Annotated in this window: 22 protein-coding genes; 7 read left to right on the plus strand and 15 right to left on the minus strand. The window is 62.5% G+C overall.

Features of this window, described 5'->3' with window-relative positions:
* Positions 1 to 15: 15 nt before the first annotated feature.
* From NVV77_RS17275 to NVV77_RS17290, 4 genes are all read left to right on the plus strand, one after another.
* Positions 16 to 1,779: a type I secretion system permease/ATPase gene (locus tag NVV77_RS17275; protein WP_295410010.1), complete on the plus strand. Its 1,764-nt coding sequence runs from the start codon at positions 16 to 18 to the stop codon at positions 1,777 to 1,779.
* Entirely contained in the window at positions 1,776 to 3,767 is a 1,992-nt protein-coding gene (locus tag NVV77_RS17280; RefSeq protein WP_295415197.1) for a cadherin-like domain-containing protein, read from the plus strand. Before NVV77_RS17275 ends, NVV77_RS17280 begins: the two co-directional genes overlap by 4 nt.
* A gap of 21 nt (positions 3,768 to 3,788) precedes the next feature.
* The gene (locus NVV77_RS17285) at positions 3,789 to 5,132 is read left to right on the plus strand and encodes an HlyD family type I secretion periplasmic adaptor subunit (RefSeq protein ID WP_295415198.1); all 1,344 of its coding nucleotides are present in this window, start codon (positions 3,789 to 3,791) and stop codon (positions 5,130 to 5,132) included.
* A gap of 130 nt (positions 5,133 to 5,262) precedes the next feature.
* Entirely contained in the window at positions 5,263 to 5,922 is a 660-nt protein-coding gene (locus NVV77_RS17290) for a response regulator transcription factor (RefSeq protein ID WP_295415199.1), read from the plus strand.
* 36 nt (positions 5,923 to 5,958) lie between these two features.
* On the opposite strand, the gene galE is transcribed toward NVV77_RS17290, so the two are convergent.
* Positions 5,959 to 6,945, minus strand: a complete 987-nt coding sequence (galE, locus tag NVV77_RS17295) for a UDP-glucose 4-epimerase GalE (RefSeq protein WP_295415200.1) — start codon at positions 6,943 to 6,945, stop codon at positions 5,959 to 5,961.
* A 139-nt stretch (positions 6,946 to 7,084) separates the two neighbouring features.
* Positions 7,085 to 7,882, minus strand: coding sequence for a Crp/Fnr family transcriptional regulator (locus tag NVV77_RS17300; RefSeq protein ID WP_367178646.1), 798 nt, complete (start codon positions 7,880 to 7,882; stop codon positions 7,085 to 7,087).
* Here NVV77_RS17300 and NVV77_RS17305 point away from each other — a divergent pair.
* Positions 7,862 to 8,089, plus strand: coding sequence for a hypothetical protein (locus NVV77_RS17305; protein WP_295415202.1), 228 nt, complete (start codon positions 7,862 to 7,864; stop codon positions 8,087 to 8,089). The genes NVV77_RS17300 and NVV77_RS17305 overlap by 21 nt on opposite strands.
* Before the next feature lie 84 nt (positions 8,090 to 8,173).
* Here the strand turns inward: NVV77_RS17305 and NVV77_RS17310 are convergent, their stop codons facing one another.
* The 7 genes from NVV77_RS17310 to NVV77_RS17340 all read right to left on the minus strand — a co-directional run bounded on the left by NVV77_RS17310 (position 8,174) and on the right by NVV77_RS17340 (position 16,086).
* On the minus strand, positions 8,174 to 9,037 hold the full coding sequence (locus NVV77_RS17310; RefSeq protein ID WP_295415203.1) for an ROK family protein: 864 nt from the start codon (positions 9,035 to 9,037) through the stop codon (positions 8,174 to 8,176).
* Positions 9,034 to 9,708 carry a putative N-acetylmannosamine-6-phosphate 2-epimerase gene (locus NVV77_RS17315; protein WP_295415204.1) on the minus strand — a complete coding sequence of 225 codons (675 nt, stop codon included), beginning with the start codon at positions 9,706 to 9,708 and terminating at the stop codon, positions 9,034 to 9,036. Before NVV77_RS17315 ends, NVV77_RS17310 begins: the two co-directional genes overlap by 4 nt.
* A gap of 11 nt (positions 9,709 to 9,719) precedes the next feature.
* Complete coding sequence (locus tag NVV77_RS17320) at positions 9,720 to 10,652, minus strand: dihydrodipicolinate synthase family protein (protein ID WP_295415205.1); 933 nt, start codon at positions 10,650 to 10,652, stop codon at positions 9,720 to 9,722.
* Between the two features lie 14 nt (positions 10,653 to 10,666).
* Positions 10,667 to 11,494, minus strand: a complete 828-nt coding sequence (locus NVV77_RS17325) for an ABC transporter ATP-binding protein (RefSeq protein ID WP_295415206.1) — start codon at positions 11,492 to 11,494, stop codon at positions 10,667 to 10,669.
* Positions 11,491 to 13,482, minus strand: coding sequence for a dipeptide/oligopeptide/nickel ABC transporter permease/ATP-binding protein (locus NVV77_RS17330; protein ID WP_295415207.1), 1,992 nt, complete (start codon positions 13,480 to 13,482; stop codon positions 11,491 to 11,493). Before NVV77_RS17330 ends, NVV77_RS17325 begins: the two co-directional genes overlap by 4 nt.
* Entirely contained in the window at positions 13,482 to 14,447 is a 966-nt protein-coding gene (locus tag NVV77_RS17335) for an ABC transporter permease (RefSeq protein ID WP_295415208.1), read from the minus strand. Before NVV77_RS17335 ends, NVV77_RS17330 begins: the two co-directional genes overlap by 1 nt.
* Positions 14,448 to 14,580: 133 nt before the next feature.
* Positions 14,581 to 16,086 (minus strand): ABC transporter substrate-binding protein, encoded by a 1,506-nt coding sequence (locus NVV77_RS17340; protein WP_295415209.1) that lies wholly within the window; start codon positions 16,084 to 16,086, stop codon positions 14,581 to 14,583.
* Positions 16,087 to 16,292: 206 nt separating this feature from the next.
* Here NVV77_RS17340 and NVV77_RS17345 point away from each other — a divergent pair, with 206 nt between their 5' ends.
* A complete protein-coding gene (locus tag NVV77_RS17345; RefSeq protein WP_295415210.1) occupies positions 16,293 to 17,027 on the plus strand; it encodes a GntR family transcriptional regulator in 735 nt (244 codons plus the stop codon).
* A gap of 119 nt (positions 17,028 to 17,146) precedes the next feature.
* Here the strand turns inward: NVV77_RS17345 and NVV77_RS17350 are convergent, their stop codons facing one another.
* Together NVV77_RS17350 and NVV77_RS17355 are read right to left on the minus strand one after the other, a co-directional pair.
* Positions 17,147 to 17,620: an ureidoglycolate lyase gene (locus tag NVV77_RS17350; RefSeq protein WP_295415211.1), complete on the minus strand. Its 474-nt coding sequence runs from the start codon at positions 17,618 to 17,620 to the stop codon at positions 17,147 to 17,149.
* A gap of 8 nt (positions 17,621 to 17,628) precedes the next feature.
* On the minus strand, positions 17,629 to 18,933 hold the full coding sequence (locus NVV77_RS17355; RefSeq protein WP_295415212.1) for an aminotransferase class III-fold pyridoxal phosphate-dependent enzyme: 1,305 nt from the start codon (positions 18,931 to 18,933) through the stop codon (positions 17,629 to 17,631).
* 76 nt (positions 18,934 to 19,009) lie between these two features.
* On the opposite strand from NVV77_RS17355, the gene NVV77_RS17360 reads away from it, so the two are divergent.
* Entirely contained in the window at positions 19,010 to 20,053 is a 1,044-nt protein-coding gene (locus NVV77_RS17360) for an amidohydrolase family protein (protein ID WP_295415213.1), read from the plus strand.
* On the opposite strand, the gene NVV77_RS17365 is transcribed toward NVV77_RS17360, so the two are convergent.
* From NVV77_RS17365 to NVV77_RS17380, 4 genes are read right to left on the minus strand one after another with little or no spacing between them, the layout of a single operon-like run.
* A complete protein-coding gene (locus tag NVV77_RS17365) occupies positions 20,040 to 20,969 on the minus strand; it encodes a dihydrodipicolinate synthase family protein (RefSeq protein ID WP_295415214.1) in 930 nt (309 codons plus the stop codon). The two genes, NVV77_RS17360 and NVV77_RS17365, sit on opposite strands and share 14 nt — an antisense overlap.
* A gap of 21 nt (positions 20,970 to 20,990) precedes the next feature.
* Positions 20,991 to 21,914 (minus strand): dihydrodipicolinate synthase family protein, encoded by a 924-nt coding sequence (locus NVV77_RS17370; RefSeq protein ID WP_295415215.1) that lies wholly within the window; start codon positions 21,912 to 21,914, stop codon positions 20,991 to 20,993.
* Positions 21,915 to 21,935: 21 nt separating this feature from the next.
* Positions 21,936 to 22,976, minus strand: coding sequence for an ABC transporter ATP-binding protein (locus NVV77_RS17375; protein ID WP_295415216.1), 1,041 nt, complete (start codon positions 22,974 to 22,976; stop codon positions 21,936 to 21,938).
* Positions 22,969 to 23,979 (minus strand): ABC transporter ATP-binding protein, encoded by a 1,011-nt coding sequence (locus NVV77_RS17380; RefSeq protein ID WP_295415217.1) that lies wholly within the window; start codon positions 23,977 to 23,979, stop codon positions 22,969 to 22,971. The genes NVV77_RS17375 and NVV77_RS17380 overlap by 8 nt, the downstream gene beginning before the upstream one ends.

A 23,979-nucleotide genomic window follows, 5' to 3' on the forward strand; every position in this document is an offset into this window, starting at 1 on the left:
TTCCGGGGGCTGATCATGGCATCGACGACAAAGGTTTTAGCCGAACATCGCGGCGACGAGATGCTGCGCCGGGAGTTCAAGGGCGTCGCGGTCTTCCTGTTCTGGATCTCGGGCATCATCAATGTGCTGGCTTTGACCGGCTCGTTCTACATGCTGCAGATTTACGACCGGGCCCTGACCAGCGGCTCCATCCCGACCCTCCTGGCGCTCTCCATCCTCGTTATCGGGCTCTATCTCTTCCAGGGCGTCTTCGACATCGTGCGCAGCCAATTGCTGGTGCGCATCGGGGCCCGCTTTGATCGCATGCTGGCCCCCATTGCCCATCGCGTCAGCGTCGACATGCCCCGCTTCGGCTTTTCCACCGGCGAGGCCCTGGAACGCGGCCGCGACGTCGACACCATCCGCACCTTTATGGGCAGCCAGGGCCCGGTGGCCCTGTTCGATCTGCCCTGGGTGCCGCTCTACATTTTGTTCGTCTACTTCCTCCACCCCGTGCTCGGCGCCCTGACGCTCGGCGGCGCCTTTGTCCTGACCCTCCTCACCATCTGGACCGAACTCAAGTCGCGCAAACTCGCCGCCGCCGCCCAACAGGCCTTCCTCACCCGCAATGCCGTGGCTGACTCGAATGCCCGCAATGCCGATATCCTGAAGGCCATGGGCTTTGCCGGCCGGGCCGTCAGCCGCTTCAACGAGGTCAACCAGGACCACCTGACCCTGCAGACCCGCGCCAGCGATGTCATCGGCACCTTTGGCGCCTTCTCGCGCATTTTGAGGATGGTGCTGCAATCGGCCCTATTGGGCGTCGGTGCTTACCTGACCATTCAGGGCCAGATGTCTGCCGGCGCCATCATCGCCGTCTCGGTCGCTTCCTCCCGCGCCCTGGCCCCCATCGACATGGCCATCGGCAATTGGAAGGGCGTCGTTGCCGCCCGCCAGGCGTTCAAGCGGTTGCGCGATACCATGGTGGCCCTCTCCAACATGACCAAGCCGCTTGACCTGCCGGCCCCGTCCAAGTCGCTCAAAGTGGACAAGATCTCGGTGGCCGCGCCGGCCAGTGGCCGGGTCCTCCTCACCGAAGTCGCCTTCGAGCTCAATGCCGGCCAGGGTCTTGGGGTGATCGGCCCCAGCGGCGGCGGCAAGACCACGCTGGTTCGCGCCCTGACCGGTATCTGGCCATCCCTGCGCGGTGCCATCCGTCTCGACGAGGCCGACCTCACCCAGTGGGACGAGGACAAGCTCGGCCAATATGTGGGCTATCTCCCCCAGGACGTGGCTCTGCTCGATGGCACGATCGTGGAAAACATCACCCGCCTGGCCCCGCAGCGCGATGCCCGCGCCATTGTCGCGGCCACCAAGGCGGCGGGCGTGCACGAGATGATCGTCAGGCTCCCCGATGGCTATGACACCCAGCTTGGCCCCATGGGCACCGCCCTCTCGGCCGGCCAGCGCCAGCGCATCGGTCTGGCCCGGGCGCTTTATGGCGATCCCTTCGTGGTCATCATGGACGAACCCAATGCCTTCCTCGATGCCGAGGGCGAACAGGCGCTGAACCTGGCCATCCGCCAGATCCGGGCCCGTGGCGGCATTGCCATTGTCGTTGCCCATCGCCCCTCGATCCTGGCCGAGGTCGACATGGTGGCGGTCATCCAGAATGGCCGGCTGACCGCCTTCGGTCCCAAGGAAGAGATCGTTGCCGGCCAGCGCCAGGCCAACCTCAATACCAATGCCGGTGGCCTCAAAGTGGTCGAGCCGCGGACGGAAACGGGAGGCATGGCATGATCATCGAGGCCAAATCCAGCCAGCAGCAGCACCAAAAATCCGATCCGGCCGACCTCAGGAAAAAGCTCGAGTTCAACGTTCCCGAGAAAACCTCGCGCCTGCCGGTCTATCTGGCGCTGTTCTTCACCGGCATCGCCGCCTATGTGAAAAGCGTCTTTCCCGCTGACGCCCAGGACCACGTGTCTCCGGGCACCGAAGCCAATCCCGCCGCCAATAGCGGCGCTCCCCGCGGCACCCGCCACGAACCCGGCGGCCCCGGGGTCGATCTCATGACCACCGGCGGCATCGAGGAAGAGCATCCGAGGAGTTCAGTCCGTCACGCGGCCCTGGGCTGGGACGAGGCTTTTACCATGCCCGACCCGATCGCCTTCCACTATACCGCGGCCTCCTTCGACTTCCTGGGTCCCAATGTCGCCCCCTTCTTCCCTGCTGCCGTCCACTACCGGCCGCAGAACGACAATGCTGCCCTCTTCGATCGCGCCGAACCGAACATCACCCCGTCCTCCTCTGGTCCAAAGCCTCATCAGGACACCCCGAGCCCCAGCGAGGACGACGGCGACAATGACAATGCCGACCCCGATGACGACGACGAGGATGATGACGACGACAATGGCACCAACCGCGCCCCCACCGTTCTGGGCCCGGTCCGCCTCCACGACGTCTTTGCCGGCCAGGTGGTCCTGATCGGCCTCTCCCAACTGCTCTTCGGGGCCAGCGATCCCGACAATGATATTCTGACCATCAACGACCTCACCGTCACTGGCGCCACCCTGGTGCAGACCGGTGCAGGCTGGACCCTGACGACGCTCCCCGGCATGCTCGGTCTCGTCACCTTCACCTATGAGATCAGCGATGGCCTGATCGAGATCGTGCAGACCGCCAGTCTCGAGATCGTCCGCAACCAGGTGCACCTGACCGCCAATGCCGACGTCTATGCCGGCACCCCCTGGGACGACGACATCGACGCTCTGCCCGGCCATGACATCATCGACGCCCGCGCCGGCAATGACAGCGTCACCGGCGGGCTCGGCGACGACCACATCATTGGCGGGGACGGCGACGACACCCTCTTTGGCAACGAGGGCAATGACATCATCTTCGGCGGCGAGGGCAACGACACCATCGGCGGCGGCGCCGGCAATGACCTGCTCTTCGGCGAAGCCGGCAATGACATCATCCATGGCGACGAAGGCAACGACACCATCGAGGGTGGCGCCGGTGACGACATCATCCATGGCGGCGAAGGCGACGATGTCATCGAAGGCAATGAAGGCAACGACACCGTCGCCGCCGGAGCCGGAAACGACACCGCCAAGGGTGGCGAGGGCGACGATGTTATCCACGGCGACGAAGGTGACGACACAATAGAAGGCAACGAAGGCGACGACATTCTCGATGGCGATGAAGGGGACGACATCATCGCCCCCGGCACCGGCAACGACCGCGTCGATGGCGGCGAGGGCCATGATACGCTCGACTATTCGACCTTCACTGCCGACATTCATCTCGACTTCGAGGCCGGCACCGCCTTGAGCGAAGAGATCGGCGAAGACCTTTTCGAGAGCATCGAGGAGATCATCGGCGGCGAGGGCAATGACACCTTCGTCTTCGGCGCCACCGCGGCCATCGTTGCGGGTGGAGAGGGCCACGACCTCTTCATCTTTGCCGTAGCCGATGAAAGACCCACCCTGAGCCACCAGATCGTCTTCGGCATTCTCGACTTCGTCGTTGGCGACCGCATTCACGTTGCCCAGTACGAGATATCCCGCCGGGCCGAGCGGCTCGAAGAAGAGCGCTTTGGCGACGTCTACGATGCCATCGACGACGGCTTCGAGGCCGGCCTGCCGATCCGCGTCACCTATGCGACCTACGACGATATCGACCACACCATCATCGAGGCCGACGTCGACCGAAACGACTTCTATGAAATCTCCATAACCCTGGATGGCGTCCACTTGCCTCTAGCGATCGGCAATCAAGTCGCTTAACCGGCGACCCGGAGTAAACAGATGAGTTCCATGGACATGGCGGCACCCTATCCTCGTGCCAACCCGACGCATAGCAAGGTCAAGAGTTCGGACTTCTCGCTGCGTGGACGTGTGATAACCGGCAGTATCGCAGCCATTCTGCTCCTCGCCGGCATTGGCGGCTGGGCCGCCACGGCCAAGCTGTCGGGCGCTGTTATCTCCAGCGGTACCGTGCTGGTCGCCGAAAACGTCAAGATCATCCAGCATCCCGATGGCGGGGTAATCCAGGCCATCAACGTCCACAAGGGCCAGCATGTCGATGCCGGAGAAGTCCTGCTGCGTCTCGACGACGTGCAGATCCGCACCGAGCGCTCGATCATCATGGGCCAGCTGGCCGAACTGTCGGCGCGGCAGGCAAGGCTGATCGCCGAGCGCGACGCTGCCGGGGAAATCTCGTTTCCGCTCGATTTCCTCTCGACCTATCCCGATGCCATCCTGATCCTGCACGGCGAACAGCAGCTGTTCGAAAGCACGACCCGGAACCGCGAGTCCCAGCGCGAACAGCTCCAGCTGCAAGTGTCGCAATTGGAGGAGGAAATCGGCGGCCTGCAGTTCCAGGCCACCGCCCTCGCCGACGAACTTGCACTTGCGCGCGAGGAACGCGACCGCATGGGCGCGCTCTCCGAAAAGGGCCTGATCGAAGCCACCCGCCTCAATTCCGCCGATCGCGAACTGGCGCGCATGCTTGGCTCCCAGGGCGAGCTGACCGCCAGCATAGCCCGCTCCACCGCCCGCATCAGCGAAATCAATCTGCAGATCCTGGCGATCGATGATGTTGCCTATACCGAGGCCCAACGCGAGCTGCGCACCGTAACGGCCAACATTGCCGAGCTGAACGACCGCCTCGTGGCGATCGAGGATCGCCTGGACAGAACCCTGATCCGCGCCCCGGTGAGTGGTTCGGTCAACGAGCTGGCCGTGACCACCCTGGGCGGTGTCATCGGCTCGGCCGAACGCCTGCTCACCATCGTGCCCGACGATGCCGATCTCTCGATCGAGTTCCGCGTCGCCATCAACGATATCGACCAGATCCTGCCCGGCCAGGAAATAAAACTCCGCTTCAGCGCCTTCGACCAACGCACGACACCGGAAATCCCCGCCGTGGTCTCACGCGTCTCTGCGGCCGCCACCAGCGATCCGCAGAGCGGGCAGAGCTACTATGTCGCCGAGGCCAGTGTCACCGGCGACCTTTCGGTGCTCGGCAACCGCGGGCTCATTCCCGGCATGCCGGTGGAGGTCTTCGTCCAGACCCAGGAACAGGTCGCCATCGCCTATTTCGTCAAACCCTTCACCGATCAGATTTCCCGCGCCTTCCGTGAAGAGTAAGTACTACTGACATTCGGGTTAATCACATTTGCAAACTCACAAATAAAGGGAATTTACCGGTCATTAATAAAGTCGTAGGCTCCGAAGTACGAGGAAAACGGGGGTTGCAGGCAAGTACTGCTTTTGTGCAATGAGGAAAGCAATCAGAGTCGCCATCGCCGATGACCATCCGGTTTTGCTTGCTGGCATGGTCTCACTGTTCTCCGGTAGCGATCGGCACGAGATCGTCGGTCAAGCCGACAGCGCCGATGCCAGCATGGAACTGGTCAGGACCCTTTCCCCTGATGTCATCATCATGGATCTGAGCATGCCGGGCGACGTTTTCCGGACCATTGCCCAGATCGGGGCGACTGCCCCGGATACCAAGGTTGTTGTCTTCACCGCCTATTGCAGCATCGAATCCGCGCTCAAGGCGCTCGATGCCGGCGCCACCGGCTTTGCCCTCAAGGGCAGCCCCTCTTCCGAACTTCTCGAAGCCATCGATACCGTCATGGCAGACCAGATGTTCGTCACCCGCCAATATGCCAGCCAAGTCATGAATGGCCTCCGCGACCGGGCGCGCCGACAGGCACTGGACGAGGCCGTCCGCCTCAATGTGCGCGAAAAGCAGATCGTTGGCCACCTCATGCAGGCCCGGACCAATCGCGAGATCGCAGCCGCGCTCCACATCAGCGAAAAGACCGTCAAACACTACATGACCGGCCTCATGCTCAAGCTCAAGGCACGCAACCGCGTTGAGGTCGTCATCGCCTCCCGACTGAGCCAGGAGCAGGCAGACGCCCGCTCGTGACCGGCGCTGAAGCCGCGGAAACGCCGAGGCTATGCCTCAGCGGTTACGCAGCATCAGATGCCGTTCCCAGGCAAAAGCCGTATCGACAATCGTATAGAGATCGTTGAGCCGCGGCACCCAGCCCAGCAGCATGCGCGCCTTTTGTCCGGTTGCGGTCACCGAGGCCGGATCGCCCGCACGTCGTGGCGCTTCATTGACCCGGAAGGGAACGCCGGAAATCTCGCGCACCGCGTCGATCACCTGGCGCACCGAGTACCCCTGCCCATAGGCGCAATTGATGGTGCTGCTTTCCATCCCCGCTCGCAAATGCTTCAGCAGCAAGGCATGCGCGGCGATAAGATCGGTGACGTGGATATAGTCACGCACGCCCGTTCCGTCCGGCGTGTCGAAATCGGTCCCGAAGATATCCATGTGGTCCCGCTGCCCCAAGGCCGTCTGGCAGGCCACCTTGATCAGGTGGCTCGCATGTGGCGTCGACTGCCCCGTACGCATGCCCGGATCGCCACCGGCCACGTTGAAATAGCGCAAGACACCGAAGGTCATGGGATGGGCGGCCGCCACGTCGGCCAGCATCCATTCCGTCATGAGTTTTGAACGCCCATAGGGCGACATGGGGTTGAGCGGGCTTGTCTCGACCACCGGCTCGAGCCCTGTCATGCCGTAGACCGCGGCCGTCGAGGAAAAGATGAAATGCTTGATGCCGCCGCGCACCGCCGCATCGATCAGGTTGCGGGATGTCGCCGTATTATTGGCGTAATATTTGAGCGGATCGACCACGGATTCCGGCACCACGATGGAGCCGGCAAAGTGCACGATCTCGGAAATGTCGTGTTCCTCGATCAGCCGCCCGACCAGTGCGATATCCCCCGCATCGCCCCGCACGAAGATCGCCCTGCTGTCGATCGCCCAGTCAAAGCCGGTCACGAGATTGTCGAGCACCACGACCGTCTCGCCGGCATCGGCGAGGTTGAGCACCATGTGGCTTCCGATATATCCGGCCCCGCCGGTGACGAGTATCGCCATGTCGACCTCCCAAAGCGCTGCAGCATATCTCCCGAGAATCGTCGCCGGCTTCGGAACAAGACATGCGTGGAAACAAAGAGCTAAAGCGCAGGAAGCGAACCCCTGAGATCGCGACGCGCTGCAGATTCCGCTCCAACGATCACACCCACGACGCCGCCTGGGATGCCGGCAAGCCGGCGCGTCCATACCCATCCGTGCGCTCAAGCGACATCGCCGATTCCGTCGTTTTCTTTCCGCGGCTGCGCACCATTTCAATGAGATGCTCCTCATCCTGGCGCGAGATCGCAATCAGGTCGGCTCGCCGCAGGATGCGGAAATTGGCGCTGTTGATCACGGCAATGGTCCCTCTGCGGACCAGGGCCTGAATGGAGCGACTGACGCTCTCCTCGGTGGTCGCGAGATAGGCGGCAAAGTCGCGCCGATTGATCGGCACATGGACGATGCCCGCCTTGCGATCCTGATCCGAACCGGCCAGCAGTTTCAGCATCATGAAGGTCGATACGCGTTCGATGACACTCGTGCAGGCCAGGACGAGAATGCGCTCATGCGCTTCGTCGAGCTGGTGGAGGTTTTCCATGTGAATGAAGTGTTCGAGTTCGGGGTCCGCGACCAGTTGCGCTTCGAAAGCCGAACGCTCGAAACAAGCAACAATCACACAACTCGCCGCCTCAATGGTAAATTCGGTGGCCACGCCAAAGATACGTCCGAAAAAACCGGGCGCTTCGATGACTCCGATAATATTGGACCGGCCATCGGGCAGGAACGTTACCAGCTTGACTGCCCCCGAAACGACATAGCCGACGATGTCGTTCATGCCCGACTCGTATATCGTCTCGCCCTGCGAGAATTCACGCATCCGCCCTGAGGCAATCGACCGATCCGCCAGTCTTTTCAATGACAAAGGGAAATCGCTTCTATGGATAAACTGATGCGTCATTTCGCTCTCCTTGCCCCCTCAAGTGCAATTAGAGCCGAGCCAGTCGAAGCGTTCTATTCACGATGGTCGCACCAATATTCAGACAAAAGGCGCCAAGCCGAAATTGACGTTGGTCGCCTGCCGATCAGACCTTGGTCCGATCCGAAAGAAAAAGTTCAATTTGAAATCGATACAAATAGTCAAGCCGTTGATTTCTCGGGAATTTGAAACCCCGACACCGGCCGGCCTCTTCACTATTTTGTGTCTTCGGATCGTGCGGTTAGCGACCGGGTCAGGCCACTGGAGAGGGCATCAGCCCGCCGACGCCTCTTGAGCGATCAGCAGCGCACCAACCAGTCCGCTGTCATGGTTCAGTTCGGCCGGCACAACCTCTGGGCGGAAAAGCGCCGGTTCATCCTCAAGATGCCGGAGCACACGCGGCAGGTAGCCCGGCGCCAGTCCAATACTGCCGCCGACTGCCACGCGGTCCAGTCCCAGGATCGCGGTAAGATCGCCAATCAAGCCAGCGATGGCGGCAGCAGACCGATCCACGATGCCATCAAAGCCACCATGTTCGAAAACCGAGCGCGCATCGGGCAGTCCCGCCGCCGCCGCGATCGCCCGTCCGCCCGCCACGCTCTCCACGGTTCCCAGGCGCCCCGAGCCACAACGCTGATCGCCAAGACGGCTCCCGGCAAAGCCGACATGCCCGGCCAGGCCATTGCCGCTGTCGATCAGCCTGCCGCCCAGAACCAGCCCTCCGCCAACGCCAGTCGAAACCGTCAAGTAGGCAAAATTGTAGGTCCCGCGCCCTGCCCCCAACCGCGCTTCGGCCAAGGCCGCGGCAGCGGCATCATTGACGCAATGCGTCCGATGACCAAACCGGCGGCGCAACGTGGCGCCGAGGGGTGCGGCGCTGATCCCCCGCAGGGTCCCGGTATTGATGGCGTGCCAATCCCCTTGCCGGTCGACACGCCCCGTCACGGCAACGCCCAGGGGTTCGCCGTGACCATAGCCGAGCTCGGCGAGGAGGCCGGCGATCACCTCGACCTGCACGTCCATAGCCGCGCCGGCATCAGTAGACGTCTGAAGCCGGGCCACAACCTGCCCGTCCTCGATCCGAGCCGCCGCCGTCTTGGTGCCGCCAAGGTCAACCGCAAAACCCGAAACGCTCATTTGGCGCCCCGAACGGCCGCGGCGAACCACCCGGTGACATGCTCGAGCCGCGTCAACGCGCTGCCCACCGTAACTGCATCAGCACCCGCTGCCAGAGCCCGCGCCGCCAGGTCAGGCGTATTGATCCGCCCCTCCGCCATGACGAAGCCGCCCAGCGCCTTGAAGGCGGCGATCAGTTCAAAATCCGGCCCCTCATGCCGGCCCTCTGTCTCAGCCGTGTAGCCGGAAAGGGTCGAGCCGAGCACCGATGCGCCGCCCAGAAGAGCAGCCTGCCCGTCTTCCAGCGCAGCGCAATCGGCCATCGCCAATCGGCCCTGCGCAAGAATGGCCGCCAATACCTCTTCCCGCGCGTTGGTTCGCGCGCGGGGCGTCGCGTCATAGGCGATGATATCGGCGCCGGCATCAGCCAGCGCCAAAGCATCTTCCACCGTCACCGTGATCCGCACGGGGCTATCGGCAAGGTCGGTCTTGACGATGCCGATGATAGGTACATCGACCAGCGGCCGCACGGCACGCAGATTGTCGACCCCTTCAATGCGCAGTCCGACCGCCCCGCCGGCCACGGCCGCCTGGGCCATGGCTGCAACGATCTCTGGCCGGTCCATGGGACCGTCGTCCACGGGTTGGCACGAAGCGACGAGGCCGCCTTTCAGCCGTTGCAGCACACTCATCTCAACGCCTCTCACGCAGCCCGATTCTTGAGGCCGACATCCTTCACGATGGCGCGAATCTTGTCGATGGTCGCCCCATCGAGCGGCTTGATCGGCGCTGTCATCGTCGCCGAACTCAGAAGGCCCACTTCGGCCATTGCCGCCTTGAAGGCGCCAACCCCCGCCGCGTCACCCGACCGTCCGGTCGAGCAGAAGACGATCTCGAACAGGCGATTGAGATAATCCTGCTCGGCAATGGCTTCGTCGATCTTGCCCGCCTTTGCTGCCGCCCAAAGGCGGACATAGGCGCCGGCATCGACATTGGCGAGGCCCGGCACGGCACCATCGGCCCCGATCAGCGCCATGGCGTCCACGACCACTTCGTGGCCGGTAAACAGCGCCAGCGGATGGCCCGCCGCCTCGTTCATGGCAATCAGCCGGCGGAAGCCGACATCGTCGCCCGAGGAATCCTTCACCCCGACAATGACCCCTTCCTTGCCCAGCTCAACCAGGAGCTTGGCCGAGAGCTTGCGATGCACGCGCACCGGAATGTCATAGGCAAAGAGCGGCACATCGATACCGGCGCGGATCAGGCGGAAATGGTCGGCCACCTCGGCCTCGTCATTGATCGTGTAGACCGGCGCCGTCGCGACGATAGCATCGGCCCCTGCCGCCACCAGCGCCCGTGCGCCCTCGGCAATGCGCGCCGCCGTCAAGTCGATGGCCCCGGCAATCACCGGCACCCGCCCCGCCGCCGCCTTGCTGACGGCCTTCACAATGGCCACGCGGTCGGCATCGGTGAGATAGGCCACCTGCCCCGTCGATCCCAGCGCAAAAATACCATCGACGCCCGAGACGATCAGATGCTCGACGAGCTTTTCGAGGTCACCATAATTGATGCTGCCATCGGCATTGAGCGGCGTGACGATGGGGGGAATGATGCCCTGATAGATGTGCTTGGTCATGGTCTTTCTAGGTCTCAGATCGAGAGAGATGAGGGTTGGGAGTGAGTTGTCTGCGCCTGCAACAGGCTCGGCGCCGCTTCGAGCAACGTGCGCGTATAGTCCTGCGAAGGATTGGAAAGGACCTGGCTGCCCGGTCCGAATTCGACGACCTTGCCGTGCCGCATCACCGCAATATCGTCGGCGATATAGCGGACGGTCTGGATGTCATGGGAGATGAACACCATGCCCAGCCCCAGCTCGCGCTTGAGGTCCTGCAGCAGGTTGAGGATCTGCGCCCGCACCGAAACGTCGAGCGCCGAAGTCGGTTCGTCTGCGACGATAATCTCGGGCTCCAGCGCCAGTGCCCGGGCAATGGCGACACGCTGTCTCTGCCCGCCTGAAAGCTGGGCTGGAATGGCATCGAGCACCGATTGCGGCAGGCCCACCAGTCCCACAAGCTCCGCCACCCGCGCCCGCCGGCTGGCCGCATCGCCAATGCCATGCACTTCCAGGGGATCAGTCAGCGCATCGCGCACCAGCATGCGCGCATTGAGCGCCGTCGCCGGGTCTTGAAACACCACCGACACAACCCGGCCAATGCGCTTCCGCGTCGCCGCATCAAAGCGGCGAACAACTTCCCCGCCGAACAGCACCTGTCCGGCGCTCGGTTCGATCAGCCCGACCAGCACCTTTGCCGCCGTCGACTTGCCCGATCCGGACTCGCCAACAATCCCCAGCGTCTGCCCCCGGCGCACCGAGAGCGAAACGGTATCCACGCCGCGCAAAACCTGTGGCTTGAAGAGCGACGAACGAGTGCGAAAATCGACAGAGACCTCGCGCAGTTCAATAACGGGCGTGCTCATCGGCCTGCCTCCAGCGCTGCAACAGCTTCGTCTTCAGGATGGGCGGCATAGAAGTGCGATGTCCCCGCCACCTGCCGCATCACCGGCACCACCCCGGCATTGCGCTTGGGATCAGACGAACGCGGCGCAAACCGATCCCCCTTGGGGAACTCGCGCGGCGAGGGTACCACGCCTCTAATCTGATGCAGGCGCGACGCCCCTGCCTCGATGCTGAGTACCGCGCCGAGCAGGCCCCGCGTATATTCATGGATCGGCTGGGTGAGCACATCACGGCTGCTGCCCTGCTCCACCAATTGGCCCGCATACATCACCGCAATGTGGTGCGAGATTTCGGCCACCAGCGCCAGGTCATGCGACACGAACAGCATGGCAAAACCCAGCTCTTCACGCAGCCGATTGAGCAGTTCCACCACCTGTTTCTGCACCGTCACATCGAGCGCCGTCGTCGGCTCGTCGGCAATGACCAGCTTGGGATTCCGCGTCAGCGCCATCGCGATCAGCACACGCTGCCGCTGCCCGCCCGAAAGCTCATGCGGATAGGAATTCAGCGTCCGCTTGGGATCGAGCCCAACCAGCTCCAGCAAGTCCTCCGCACTGCGCGTCCCGCCCCGCGACGTCAGCTGCTTCATCTGCGAGCGGATCAGCATGGCCGGGTTCAGCGACGACAGGGCATCCTGATAGATCATGGCAATGCCCTTGCCGCGCAGCCCATTGCGCTGCCGCTCGGTCATGGTGAGCAGGTTCTGCCCCTCAAACAGGATTTCGCCTGAGATTTTCGCGCGCGGATCGAGCAGCCCCATGATGGCAAGCGAAGTAATCGACTTGCCGCACCCAGACTCGCCCACCAGCGCCATGGTTTCACCCGGCCGCACGCTGAACGAAACGTCGTCCACCACATTGACCGAGCCATGCCGCGGAAAAGCGATGCTGAGATTGCGCACTTCCAGCAGCGGCGCCTGTCCACCGGCATAAACCAGCCGATCCGTGCGCGTTCTCTCCACGCTGCGCAACTGTGCCAGCCGCTCTTCCAGCGAAACCACCGGCGCTGCAGATGCCCCAACCTTTGGCGCTTCCGCCCGATCGATCGCCGCCTCGACAGCTGCAGCGTTAACCTGCGTACGACTGCGCGGCGCCGCCATGGCGTCCGTCATGCCCTCAGCCAGAATATTCAGCGCCAGAACCGTCGCGGTGATCAGGGCACCAGCAAACAGCGTCGGCCACCAACCGCCCGACATCACCAATTGCCGGCCAGAAGCCATAACATTGCCCCAGGAGGGCTCAGGATCAGGCACACCGGCCTGAATGAACGACAGAGACGCTTCAAACACGATCGCATCGGCCACCAGTACGGTGGCAAAGACCAGGATCGGTGCCAGGCAATTGCGCGCCACATGCCGGATCAAGATGCGCGGGGTCGAAGCCCCCATAACCCGCACGGCCGCAACATAATCCTCGCCGAACTGCCCGATGATATTGGCGCGAATGACGCGCGTAAGCTGCGGCGTATAGAGAAAGGCGATGGTCAGGACGAGTACCGGCAGCGACTGCCCAAACACCGTCACCAGCATCACTGCCAGCGCAATGCCCGGAAACGACATGACCATGTCGAGGCCGCGCATCAGCACTTCGGCGACCCACTTGTGCGCCGTGGCCGTAATGGCGCCCAGCACGGAAGCCGCCAGCAGCGCCACACCTGTCGCCGCCAGCCCGATCACCAGCGAAGAACCCGCGCCATGCACGAGCCGCGAAAACACATCGCGCCCCTGCCGGTCCGTCCCGAACCAATGCACCGCATCCGGCGCCGCCGGACCGCGCGTCAGCCCCGTCGCCAGCGGATCGAATGGCGCGATGACAGGCGCGAATACCGCCATCAGCGCGACCGCGACCAGCAGGCCCAACGCAATTTTGGAAGTCATCGACAGATGCCGCAGACCTGCAAGCCGCATGCCCGGCACGGAGAGTTTTTGCGTAGTTTCGGTCCTGATCATCAGATCGTCCTGATGCGCGGGTTGACCAGCACGTAGAGCAGGTCGACGACGACATTGATCACGACAAAGGCGAGGGCCACGGTGAGGGTCACGCCCTGCACCAGATTGGGCTCGTTATTCGTCACGCCGTTCATGATCAGCATGCCCATCCCATTGATATTGAAGATGATCTCGATCACCACCGCGCCACCCATGAGGTAGCCGATCCTAAGACCCAGCACGGTGATCGGAGTAATCAGCGCATTGCGCAGCACATTGCGTCCGACAACGACATAGCGCGGAATGCCCGCCCCCAGCGCCGTGCGCACATAGTCCCGGTCCAGTTCTTCGACGACCGCGGTCCGCACCACGCGCGAAAGCTGCCCGATCACCGGCACAGCCAGCGCCACCGCCGGCAGCAACATGCGATAAAACCAGCCGCCAAAGTCCTCGGTAAGAACCGGCAGCTTGCCCGAAGTCGGCAACATGGAAAAAATCCCGACCTTGTTGCCCAGCAGCTGGATCAGCAGCACCGCCAGCCAGAACGACGGCGTCGAGAGCGAGGCGATAGAGAGCACCCGGATCACCTGGTCCGGCCAGCGATCGCGATAAATGGCCGCGACGACGCCCAACACCAGCGACCCCACAACCGCAAAGATCAGCCCGAGAAAGGTCAGCTGCAGCGTCACCGGAAAGGCCCGCACGACCTCGTCGATCACAGGCAACTGCCGCGCCGAATAAGTCCCGAGATCGAAATGAGCCAGCCCCGTCACAAAGCGCACATAGCGAGTAAGAAGCGGATCATCGAGCCCATGTTCGAGCCGATATTCCTGCCGCGCCTCGATGGAAGCTCCCTCGCCCAAAGCGGTAATGGCCGGGTCGATTTTCGAAAACGACATGACGAAGAAAACGAGAAAGGTGATCCCGAGGATCATGAGCGGCAATTGCACAAGGCGCCGCCCGATCAAGTTGAGCACTTTTGACATCTTGGGCTCGCTCGCAAAAAGCATGTCTCCCAAAAGTGGACACCGGTTTCGGGCCAGGGACATGCGTTAAAAAAGCTGGAGGAGGCCGCCTGGGCACCGGGGGAGAACAACCGGCGCCCAGGCAGTTTGGCGCCTATTCCTTGACACCAACACCGAGGAAGGAAAGGCCGGTGGTCGGCACTGGCGCAAAGCCTTCAAGCTCGTCGGCATTCCATGCCGTCGGCAGCTGGCGGTGCAGCAGCGGATAGAGCGGCACTTCTTGCGAAAGCAGGTCGAAGGCTTCGTTCCACTTGGCTTGCTGCTCATCACCCGACAGGCGCTGCGCCTCCGAGAGAAGCGCGGTCAGCGCCTTGTAGCCTTCGCTTTCCGCCCAGCGGTAACGCGTGGTCGGCCAGACATTGTCGCCATACCACCACTGCATCAGGATATCGGGGTCGTTGCCGAACACCGACGGATCACCCGGGGCAATCATCACCTGCATTTCGCCGGCATCGACCTTGCCATATTGGCCGCCCGACTGCCCGATATCGAGCGTCGTATTGAACCCGACCTGATCAAGGGATTCCTTGATGATCGGCGCCACGTCCTTCACCCAGCCATGATCCGTGCTCATCAGCGTGATGTCGAGCGTCGGCGTACCAGCTTCCGCGAGCAGCGCCTTGGCCTTTTCCGGATCATAGCCATAGACCACCGCGGCCTCATGGTAGTTCGGATGCGTGGCCGGCAGGAACGAGGTTGCTGCCACCGCATTGTCGAGCATGCCCGTGCCGATGATCTTGTCCATGTCGAGCGCATAGAAGAACGCCTGACGCACGCGGACGTCGTCGAACGGCTCAGCCTGCGTGTTGAACATCGCAAACAGCAGACCGAAGGACTGCGCCTTCTCAAGCGTCGAGGTGGCCGCCACGGCGTCGACGTCGATATAGGGCACGTCTTCGATAGCCATCACCGTGCCCGAAGAGAGCGCATTGACGCGCGCACTGGGGTCGGCAATCAGGTTCCAGACCATGTCCTTGGCCAGCGCCGGGCGCGGACCGGTATAGGCATCATTGCGCTCGAAAACGATCTGCGCTTCCGGCGTTGCCGACACCAGCTTGTAGGGACCCGAACCAATCGGCTGCTTGCCAAAGGCATCAGCATCCGCCTCGACCGCAGCCTTCGGCACGATTTTCACCGAACCCAGACGCTCGTTGAACAGCGAGAACGGGAATTTCGTGGTGATTTTGACCGTATCGGCCGACACCGGCTCGACCGTGTCCACAAAGGCCACGAACGAGCGGAACAGCGACTTGGATTCGGGGTCGAGCACGCGCTCGAACGAGAACACCACGTCATCGGCCGTCACCGGCGTACCATCGTGGAAAACCGCGCCATCGCGCAGCTTGATCGTATAGGTCAGCCCATCTTCGCTGACCGGCATTTCCGCAGCCAGAGCCGCGTAAGGCTCGCGGGTCACCGGATCGAGGTCCACAAGACCTTCGAACAGGTGCCAGTTGACCCCGACGGTAACGGCGCCCGAGGCGCTCATCGGGTCGAACGTACCCGAAAGACCATAGGCAATCGCTGCCTGGATCGTCGCATCGGGATCAATGCCTTCCGGCACGTCCTGAGCATAAGCATTGGCTCCCAGCATCCACATGGACGCAAAGGCACCTGCCGCAAGGCAAAGTGCACGCCGTGAAATTCCAAAACCCTTAACACGCATGATTACGACCCTCCAGTTGACATCAGACGTCTGATGTCTTCTAGAGATTAACGACGCCCTGCGCAACCCCTCTTGTTTCGCCGGGCCAAACCGCCAAAACTGCGGCGCAGCCCGTTGGGCGACAAGTAAAGGAATCGGGGATGAACGGTCCTGCCGAGCTGACCAGCAATGAATCTCGGATGCGTCGCAGCACCACCGCCGAAGAGATCAAGCGCCTGATTCTATTGCGGGGCCTGCATCCGGGCGACCCGATCCCAACCGAAACCGAGCTCTGCCAGGAGCTGGGGGTCTCGCGGTCCTCGGTGCGCGAAGCCATCCGCACCCTCGCCACCCTCGACATCGTCGAAGTCCGCCACGGCACCGGCACCGTCGTCGGCCAGATGAGTCTGGCCCCACTGGTCGAAACCCTGGTGTTTCGCGGCGTGCTCTCGCCCGGCGACGATCTCGCAGCCCTGCGCGACGTGGTCGACCTGCGCCGATCCCTCGATCTCGCGCTGACGGACGATGTGGTGGAAGCCCATTCGGGCCAGGTCGACGAAGAAATCCCCCGTCTCGTCGAGCAAATGCTGACCAGCGCCGAAAACGGCAAGGCCTTCCTCTACGAAGACCGCCAGTTCCACACGAGGCTGCTTGCGCCGCTCAAGAACCAGCTCGCCGGCCAGTTGGTCGCCGCCTTCTGGGATATTCATACCGCGGTGCTTCCGCGCCTTGATCTGGCCCTGCCGGCCGATCTGCGCCAAACCGCCAAAGCCCACAGCGACATGTACGCCGCCGCACGATCAGGCGACGGCGACGCCTATCGCAAGGCTGTAGTGGACCACTACCAGCCCCTCTTGCGCATGCTCAAAAGCCGCTCGGAAGGCCGGCGCGGCTAACTCCGTTCGGAGCACACCGGCATCCCGTTCCCCACCGCGTCATTCCCGCGAAAGCGGGAATCTTTCTGTCCAACAGAGATTCCCGCTTTCGCGGGAATGACCCCGCGGCGAAGCGCCCCCTAAATCTCAACCTCAACCGCCTCAGCAAGCTGCCACAACACCCCATCCTCGGCGCTCTCGGCCTTCCACATGATCATGCCGAACTGCGCCGCTTGATCGAAAACCGTCAGCCCCGCATGCCACACATCCTGCCCGATGCAGATCGCATCCTCAGGCCCGGCGACAAAGGCTAGCGCCCCACCCAAATCCGGCTCCCCGCTCGCCGTCTTGGGCACCACCAGCACAAGCCACCGCCCCGCCTTGATGGGCACAAAACTCTGCGTCGAATGCGGATGCCGCTCGAGTGCAGCAACCCTCACCGCCCCCTCCACCGGCTTGGGGCAGAGAATGGTAAAGGCATGCGCGCCCGGCACGTCGCCCTTTTCCATCACCTCGGGAAAAGCCCGCGCCTTTCCATCTGCGGCGTGAAGCACGGTGGCATACGGAGCGAGCGCCGCGGCATCCACCGGCCGGGCCTTGAGAACGAGAGTCATAACAAGTCCTAGTTGAGACGTTTGAAACCAGCGTGGCACACCGGGCCACGCAAAAGCGAACCGACATCCCGTCCCGCCTCGCATTCAGCGATAAGGGCGAAGACGGGATCGAGCGCATCGAAATAACCATCGACGATCTCAGGCGTATGGGCGACCGACGTGTAAACGCTGGTCGCTGCAAGATAACCCTTGTCGAGCATTTCCTGGCTGATCAGCGTCTTGTAGGCAGCAGCATTCGGCCCCTTGAAGGCAAAGCCGGTCAGCGCCGGCAGGCCCGACGTCGAAATATCGAGCCCATGTTTTGCCGCCAGCTCCCGCCAACGCCGGGTGACGTCCCGACCAATCCCGGTAATAACCTCCCAGGACTGGGTCTGCGCCATCACATCAAGCGTTGCCAGCGCCGCCGCCGAGCCAATCCGCTCGGTCCAGAAGGTCGAGCTGATAAAACTGTTCTGCGCCGCTTCCATCACCTCGCGCCGCCCGATCACGGCCGTCACCGCATAGCCGTTGCCCAGCGCCTTGCCGAACACGGCCATGTCGGGATCGACACCATAAAGCTTGTGCAGCCCACCAAAACTCTGCCGAAACCCGGATGTGCACTCGTCAAAAATCAGCACGATGCCATTAGCCGTCGCCAGCTCGCGCACCTTCTTGAGAAAGTCCGGTGACGGATCAAAAGTCCGCGCCACCTCCATCATGATCACGCCGATCTTCCCGGTCGCGATCAGCGCCTCAAGCGCCGCAATATCATTGAAGCCAAACGGAAAGACGGTCCCGCGCAGGTTTCGCGGCACACCCTGCGGGTCGAGCCCGGGCAAGAGATGCCCCGCAAGGCTATTGTCTTCCCCGAGATTGGACGCCAGATACCAATCGTGCCAGCCATGATAGCCACAAATGGCAACGCCATCCCGCCCCGAAGCCGCTCGCGCTATGCGAATGGCCACCGCATTTGCTTCACCGCCCGTGCGCGCAAAGCGCGCCATATCGGCCCACGGATGCAGCTCCACCAGTCGCTCGGCCAGCTCCACCTCCTCGGGCGCGTTGAGCGTCGACATATTGCCCCGCATCACGGTGGTGACCACGGCCGCATCGACCCGCTCATCCCCATAGCCGAGCGTATTGGCCCCTACGCCCATGATCGTCATGTCGATCAGTTCACGCCCATCAAGATCCCAGATCCGGCAGCCCTTTGCTTTGCTGAAATAGGCCGGCCATTGCTCGGGCAGGAACATTTCCGGGCGCTTCGACAGCAGCATATTTCCGCCCGGTATCAGCCGTTTGGCCTTGTTCCAGAGTTCCTGTCCCGTCCCCACAAAATCCTCCTCTTGCGCTTTAGTTATATTGTTATCAGTGTAACATGATAGTTCAAGGCAAAAGGGGAGCAGCGCCATGTACGATTTCACGCCCACCGATCTCGACCAACGCATCTGGGCGGAGGAGCTGGACGGCTTCGTACCGGAGCGCGTCTTTGACGTGCACACCCACATTTATCGCTGGGCCTTCAACCTCAATCCCGACAAGGAGACCGGCCCCTACGCCCCCAGCATCGGCCGCTATTTCCCCGAAGTGACGACCAAACTGGCCGACGAAATCGACGCCGCCCTCCTGCCGGGCCGAAAGGTCGAGCGCCTGGCATTCCCCTTCCCCTTTGCCGGCCAATGCGACTTCGATGGCTCCAACACCTACGTCGCCAATGAAGCCGCCAGGAGCAAAGATTCCGCCGCCCTGATGCTGGTCCATCCCGGCATGAGCGAGGCCGAAATCCTCGCCACTCTCAAGCGCACCGGCGCCATCGGCCTGAAACCCTACTTGGTCTACGCGACCAATGCCGACCGCGCCGAGGCCGGGATCACCGACTTCCTCCCCGAGCACCAGATCGCCCTGGCCGATCGTCTCGGCCTCATCGTCATGATGCATCTCTCCAAGCGCCGGGCCATTTCGGACCCCGACAACATCTCGGAAATGCTGCGCCTCTCCGAAAAATACCCGCGCGTGCGCTGGATTCTCGCCCATTGCGCCCGCTCCTACTCCGCCTGGGCCATCGAGAAAGCCGCCGCGAGCCTGCGCGGCCTGCCCAATGTCTGGTACGACACCTCCACCGTCTGCGAGGCCGATGCCCTCGACGCGCTCTACGATGGCGTCGGCGTCGACCGCGTCATGTATGGCAGCGACGACATGATCGGCCCCATGCGCGGCAAATACATCGCCTTCGGCTTTGCCTGGGCCTTCCTGTCCGAAACCAACCACCAGCTTTCGCTCGGCCATTGCGATCCCCGCATGACCTATATCCGCTACGAGCAATTGCGCGCCATGAAGCGCGGCGCCCGCCAACTGGGCCTCAGCACCACGCAGCGCGAAGCCCTCTTCCACGACACGGCCCGAGGCCTGGTCGATGCGGCGCGAACCGACGTTCACGCCTTCATGCGCTCATGATTTCGGGAATAAGCGCCCGCGCTGCCCGGCGTAGCGCCGGCACTTCGGCCGCATCGATCGAGCCATAGGGCATGCGCAACCGCGTGCCCACATCGGCCCAGCCTCCAATAGAGGCCAGCAGCTTGTCGAGCGCTGCGTTGGAATAGCCCGCCTGCGCAAAGGGCAGGATATGCTCGGTGATGAAGGCGCGGATACGGCCCTCCCATTCGAGCGCCGTATCGAGATCGCTAGCCATCATGTCGGTCCAGCGCTGCGCACCGCGCGGCGAGAGGCAGGCAATGTTGGAAAACGCGCCCGCCGCCACGCCTTCCCGAACACCCGTCGCCAGATGATGCCCCGGCACAAAGACAGCCAGATGCTGCAGGTGCCGTCGCGCCTCGGCATAGAACGTCTCGCCCACAAGGCTCAATTTGGTGGCAGTAACGGCAGTGCCCGCGGTCGCCACAGCTATGTCGGACGGCGCCAACACGCGCTTGGCATGTGGCGGATTGTAGAGCACCAGCTCGGTGCCTTCAGCGGCCTCCGACGCCCGCAGCAGAAAAGTCCGGGCTTCCTCGTTCGACACAGGCCACCAGTCGGGGAGGATGACCTGAATGGCACGCGGCCGCAGCGCCGCAGCGCGGCGGATCCGAGCCAATTGCAGGACGGGATCGGTCTGGCTCGCGCCGATCATGAAGCTCATCCCCGCCGCGCGACATTTCTCTGCCAGCTGCGCCTGGATGGCGTCGAACTCGGCCTCGGTCTGCGCATAGAATTCCGAGGCCGTGCCATTGGAATAGATGCCGTCCACCCCGGCCGCGATCAGCACATCGATCGCCTGGGACAAGCGTGCGAAGTCGATGCTCTCATCCGCATTGATCGGCAGCAGCAGCGAGGCCCAGTTGCCGGAAAGGCGAGGCTTTCGATTGTCGTTCATCTCGGCCTCGCCCACCATTCTCTAGATCGCGTCGAGGAAGTTGACGCCCGTCAGGCCGCGTTCCGCCTTGAAAGCACGGAACTCGTCCTTGAGCTTTTCTTCCTCGACCTCGGTGTAGAAATTGCCGAACGGCTTGCGGCAATAACCGGCATCCGCCCCCTGCCAGGCCATGGCCCGCTTGATCGCCGCAATCGGATTGCGCGCCAGCGTGAAGAAGATAATGGCATTGCCCACTTCCTGCAGCGCCTTGGCCTTTTCCATGTCGCCGGCCGCCACCGCCGCATTCAGCGCCAGATAGACCTCGGGAATGGAATTGTAGAAGCTGCCGATAATGCCATCGGCGCCAAAGGCGAGGCCCGACATGGCCATCTCGTCGGCACCCGAATAGATGATGAAATCCGACCCGATCTCGGCCTTGATCCGCATGATCTCGTGATGGGTGGTCGCGGTATATTTGATGCCCTCGACACCGGGAATATCGGCCAGCTTCTTGATCAGATCGAAGCCAAACAACCCCGCCAGCGGCACGTTATAGGCGCACATCGGCAGCCCGGTCGAGGCCGTGATGTCAGTATAGTAGGAAACGATCTGGTCCTGCGAAAACCCCCAATAAAAAGGCGGCACCGAAGACAGCGCATCCGCGCCCACCTTCTCGGCGTGCTTGGCCAGATCAATGGATAGGCTCGTGCTGATCGCCCCGATATGGGCAATCACCGGCACCCGGCCCTTGACCTCATCCGTCACCACCTCAAGCGCCCGCTTGCGCTCCTCGGGCGACATCATGAAAGCCTCGCCGGTGCTGCCGGTCACATAGAGCCCGTCGACACCGCGGTTGATGAGAAAATCGACGACAGCGCGCATGCGCCCCTCGTCAAAATTCTCGTGCTCGTCGAACGGGGTAACAAGCGCGGGCAACACGCCCTTGATCTTGGAAAGTGCAGACAATTCCGTCTCCGGGTTGAAAGGTCAGGCCGAAATGGCGACGGGCTCTTCCGTCGCTTCCGGCAGATCGATGAGATGGCAGGCGGCAAAGTGCTCGTGCCCGCCGGTTTGATAGCGCTTGAGCGGCGGCACCACGGACTTGCAGACATCCCTAGCGTAGCGGCAGCGCGGATGGAACGGACACCCCGAAGGTGGATTGACCGGGCTCGGCACGTCGCCCTGCAAGACGATGCGCTCGCTCTTCTTGTCGAGATCGGCCACCGGAATGGCCGAGAGCAGCGCCTCGGTATAGGGGTGGAGGTTATTGGCGAAAAGGTCCTCGGAGCGACAGAGCTCCACGACCTTGCCGAGATACATCACCGCCACCCGGTCACAGATATATTCGGTGACGCTGAGGTCATGCGTGATGAAGATATAGGTGAGCTTGCGCTCATCCTTGAGCTTCATAAGAAGCTGCAGCACCTGCGCCTGGATCGAGACATCGAGCGCCGACACAGCCTCGTCGCAGACGATCAGTTCCGGCTCGATGCTCAGCGCCCGCGCAATGCCGATGCGCTGCCGCTGCCCGCCGGAAAATTCATGCGGATAGCGATCCATATATTCGCGCCGCATGTTCACCGCTTCGAGCAGATCGCCAATAATCTTTCGGCGTTCTTCCCGCGATTTCACACCATACTTCTTCAGCGGATCTTCCAGCGATCCAAAGATCGTAAAAGCCGGGTTGAGCGAGGAATGCGGGTCCTGAAACACGATCTGCAAGCGCTTGCGAAACGGCACTAGCCCCGCATTGTCGAGCTTGGTCAGGTCCGATTCCTCGTCCTGCGGCGAGCGATAGACGATCTCGCCCTCAGTCGAGCGCACGAGCTGCAAAATGGTCTTGCCCAGCGTGGTCTTGCCACAGCCGCTCTCCCCCACGAGCCCCAACACTTCTCCGCGATAGACATCGATATCAACGCCATCGACGGCCCGCACATGGCCCACCGTGCGCTTGAACACGCCCGCCTTGACCGGGAAATGCGCCTTCACCCCGCGCAAGCGCAGGATAACGTCCTTGTTCTCAACCATTGGGGACCAGCTCCTTGTAGCGCCAGCACATGACCCGATGGGTCGGCGTAATATGGGTTTCTTCGGGCATGGTCTGGCACTGCGCCGTTGCGAAGTCGCAGCGGCCGGCAAACTGGCAGCCCTTGGGTCGATTGAGCGGATCGGGCGTCGAGCCGCGAATAGCTTTGATGTCCTGGTTCTTGCCCTTGCCGAGCACCGGCACCGAGGCGAGCAGCGCCTTGGTATAGGGATGGGTCGGCTGGCGCAGCACTTCGTCCACCGTCCCCGCCTCGACAATATTGCCCATATACATCACGGCCACATCGTCAGCGAGTTCGGCCACCACGCCCATGTCATGGGTGATCAGCATGATCCCCGTGCCATGCTCGCGCTTGAGCTTGTCCATCAGCTCAAAGATCTGGGCCTGAATGGTCACGTCGAGCGCCGTCGTTGGCTCGTCGGCAATCAGCACCTTTGGGCTGCAGGCCATGGCCATGGCGATCATGGCGCGCTGGCGCATGCCGCCCGAATAGCGGTGCGGAAAGTCGTTCACCCGCTTTTCCGGCAGGGCAATGCCCATTTCCTTGAGCAGGGAAATCGCCTTCTGATGCGCCGCCTGCCCCACCATCTTCATATGGTATTTGAGGCTTTCCTTGATCTGGAAACCGACGGAATAGACCGGGTTCAGCGCCGTCATCGGGTCCTGGAAGATCATGGCGATCTCGGCCCCGCGAATGCGCCGCATATGCCGCCCGTTCTTTTCGAGCGCATGGAGCGGAATGTCGCCGCGGTCGGCGTGATAGATGATCTCGCCCTGCTCGATCCGCGACAGCGTCGGCAAGAGCTGCATGATCGAGGCGGCGGTCACGGATTTCCCGCAGCCGCTCTCCCCCACAATGCACAGCGTCTTGCCCTTCTTGATGTCGAAGGACACGCCGTTGAGCGCCTTGTTGCAGCGGTTGTTCGTATAGAAGAACGTTTTGAGATCGCGCACGCTGATGGCGATGTCTTGAGTAGCGGTCAT

This window comes from Devosia sp., assembly GCF_024707125.1.
Taxonomy (GTDB): Bacteria; Pseudomonadota; Alphaproteobacteria; order Rhizobiales; family Devosiaceae; genus Devosia.

Bases quoted from the DNA above. Each gene is read 5' to 3' on its own strand.
- NVV77_RS17275 (WP_295410010.1), top strand. From the start codon at position 16: ATGGCATCGACGACAAAGGTTTTAGCCGAACATCGCGGCGACGAGATG.
- NVV77_RS17280 (WP_295415197.1), top strand. From the start codon at position 1,776: ATGATCATCGAGGCCAAATCCAGCCAGCAGCAGCACCAAAAATCCGAT.
- NVV77_RS17285 (WP_295415198.1), top strand. From the start codon at position 3,789: ATGAGTTCCATGGACATGGCGGCACCCTATCCTCGTGCCAACCCGACG.
- NVV77_RS17290 (WP_295415199.1), top strand. From the start codon at position 5,263: ATGAGGAAAGCAATCAGAGTCGCCATCGCCGATGACCATCCGGTTTTG.
- galE (WP_295415200.1), bottom strand. From the start codon at position 6,945: ATGGCGATACTCGTCACCGGCGGGGCCGGATATATCGGAAGCCACATG.
- NVV77_RS17305 (WP_295415202.1), top strand. From the start codon at position 7,862: ATGGATAAACTGATGCGTCATTTCGCTCTCCTTGCCCCCTCAAGTGCA.
- NVV77_RS17300 (WP_367178646.1), bottom strand. From the start codon at position 7,882: ATGACGCATCAGTTTATCCATAGAAGCGATTTCCCTTTGTCATTGAAA.
- NVV77_RS17310 (WP_295415203.1), bottom strand. From the start codon at position 9,037: ATGAGCGTTTCGGGTTTTGCGGTTGACCTTGGCGGCACCAAGACGGCG.
- NVV77_RS17315 (WP_295415204.1), bottom strand. From the start codon at position 9,708: ATGAGTGTGCTGCAACGGCTGAAAGGCGGCCTCGTCGCTTCGTGCCAA.
- NVV77_RS17320 (WP_295415205.1), bottom strand. From the start codon at position 10,652: ATGACCAAGCACATCTATCAGGGCATCATTCCCCCCATCGTCACGCCG.
- NVV77_RS17325 (WP_295415206.1), bottom strand. From the start codon at position 11,494: ATGAGCACGCCCGTTATTGAACTGCGCGAGGTCTCTGTCGATTTTCGC.
- NVV77_RS17330 (WP_295415207.1), bottom strand. From the start codon at position 13,482: ATGATCAGGACCGAAACTACGCAAAAACTCTCCGTGCCGGGCATGCGG.
- NVV77_RS17335 (WP_295415208.1), bottom strand. From the start codon at position 14,447: ATGTCAAAAGTGCTCAACTTGATCGGGCGGCGCCTTGTGCAATTGCCG.
- NVV77_RS17340 (WP_295415209.1), bottom strand. From the start codon at position 16,086: ATGTGGATGCTGGGAGCCAATGCTTATGCTCAGGACGTGCCGGAAGGC.
- NVV77_RS17345 (WP_295415210.1), top strand. From the start codon at position 16,293: ATGAACGGTCCTGCCGAGCTGACCAGCAATGAATCTCGGATGCGTCGC.
- NVV77_RS17350 (WP_295415211.1), bottom strand. From the start codon at position 17,620: ATGACTCTCGTTCTCAAGGCCCGGCCGGTGGATGCCGCGGCGCTCGCT.
- NVV77_RS17360 (WP_295415213.1), top strand. From the start codon at position 19,010: ATGTACGATTTCACGCCCACCGATCTCGACCAACGCATCTGGGCGGAG.
- NVV77_RS17365 (WP_295415214.1), bottom strand. From the start codon at position 20,969: ATGAACGACAATCGAAAGCCTCGCCTTTCCGGCAACTGGGCCTCGCTG.
- NVV77_RS17375 (WP_295415216.1), bottom strand. From the start codon at position 22,976: ATGGTTGAGAACAAGGACGTTATCCTGCGCTTGCGCGGGGTGAAGGCG.
- NVV77_RS17380 (WP_295415217.1), bottom strand. From the start codon at position 23,979: ATGACCGCTACTCAAGACATCGCCATCAGCGTGCGCGATCTCAAAACG.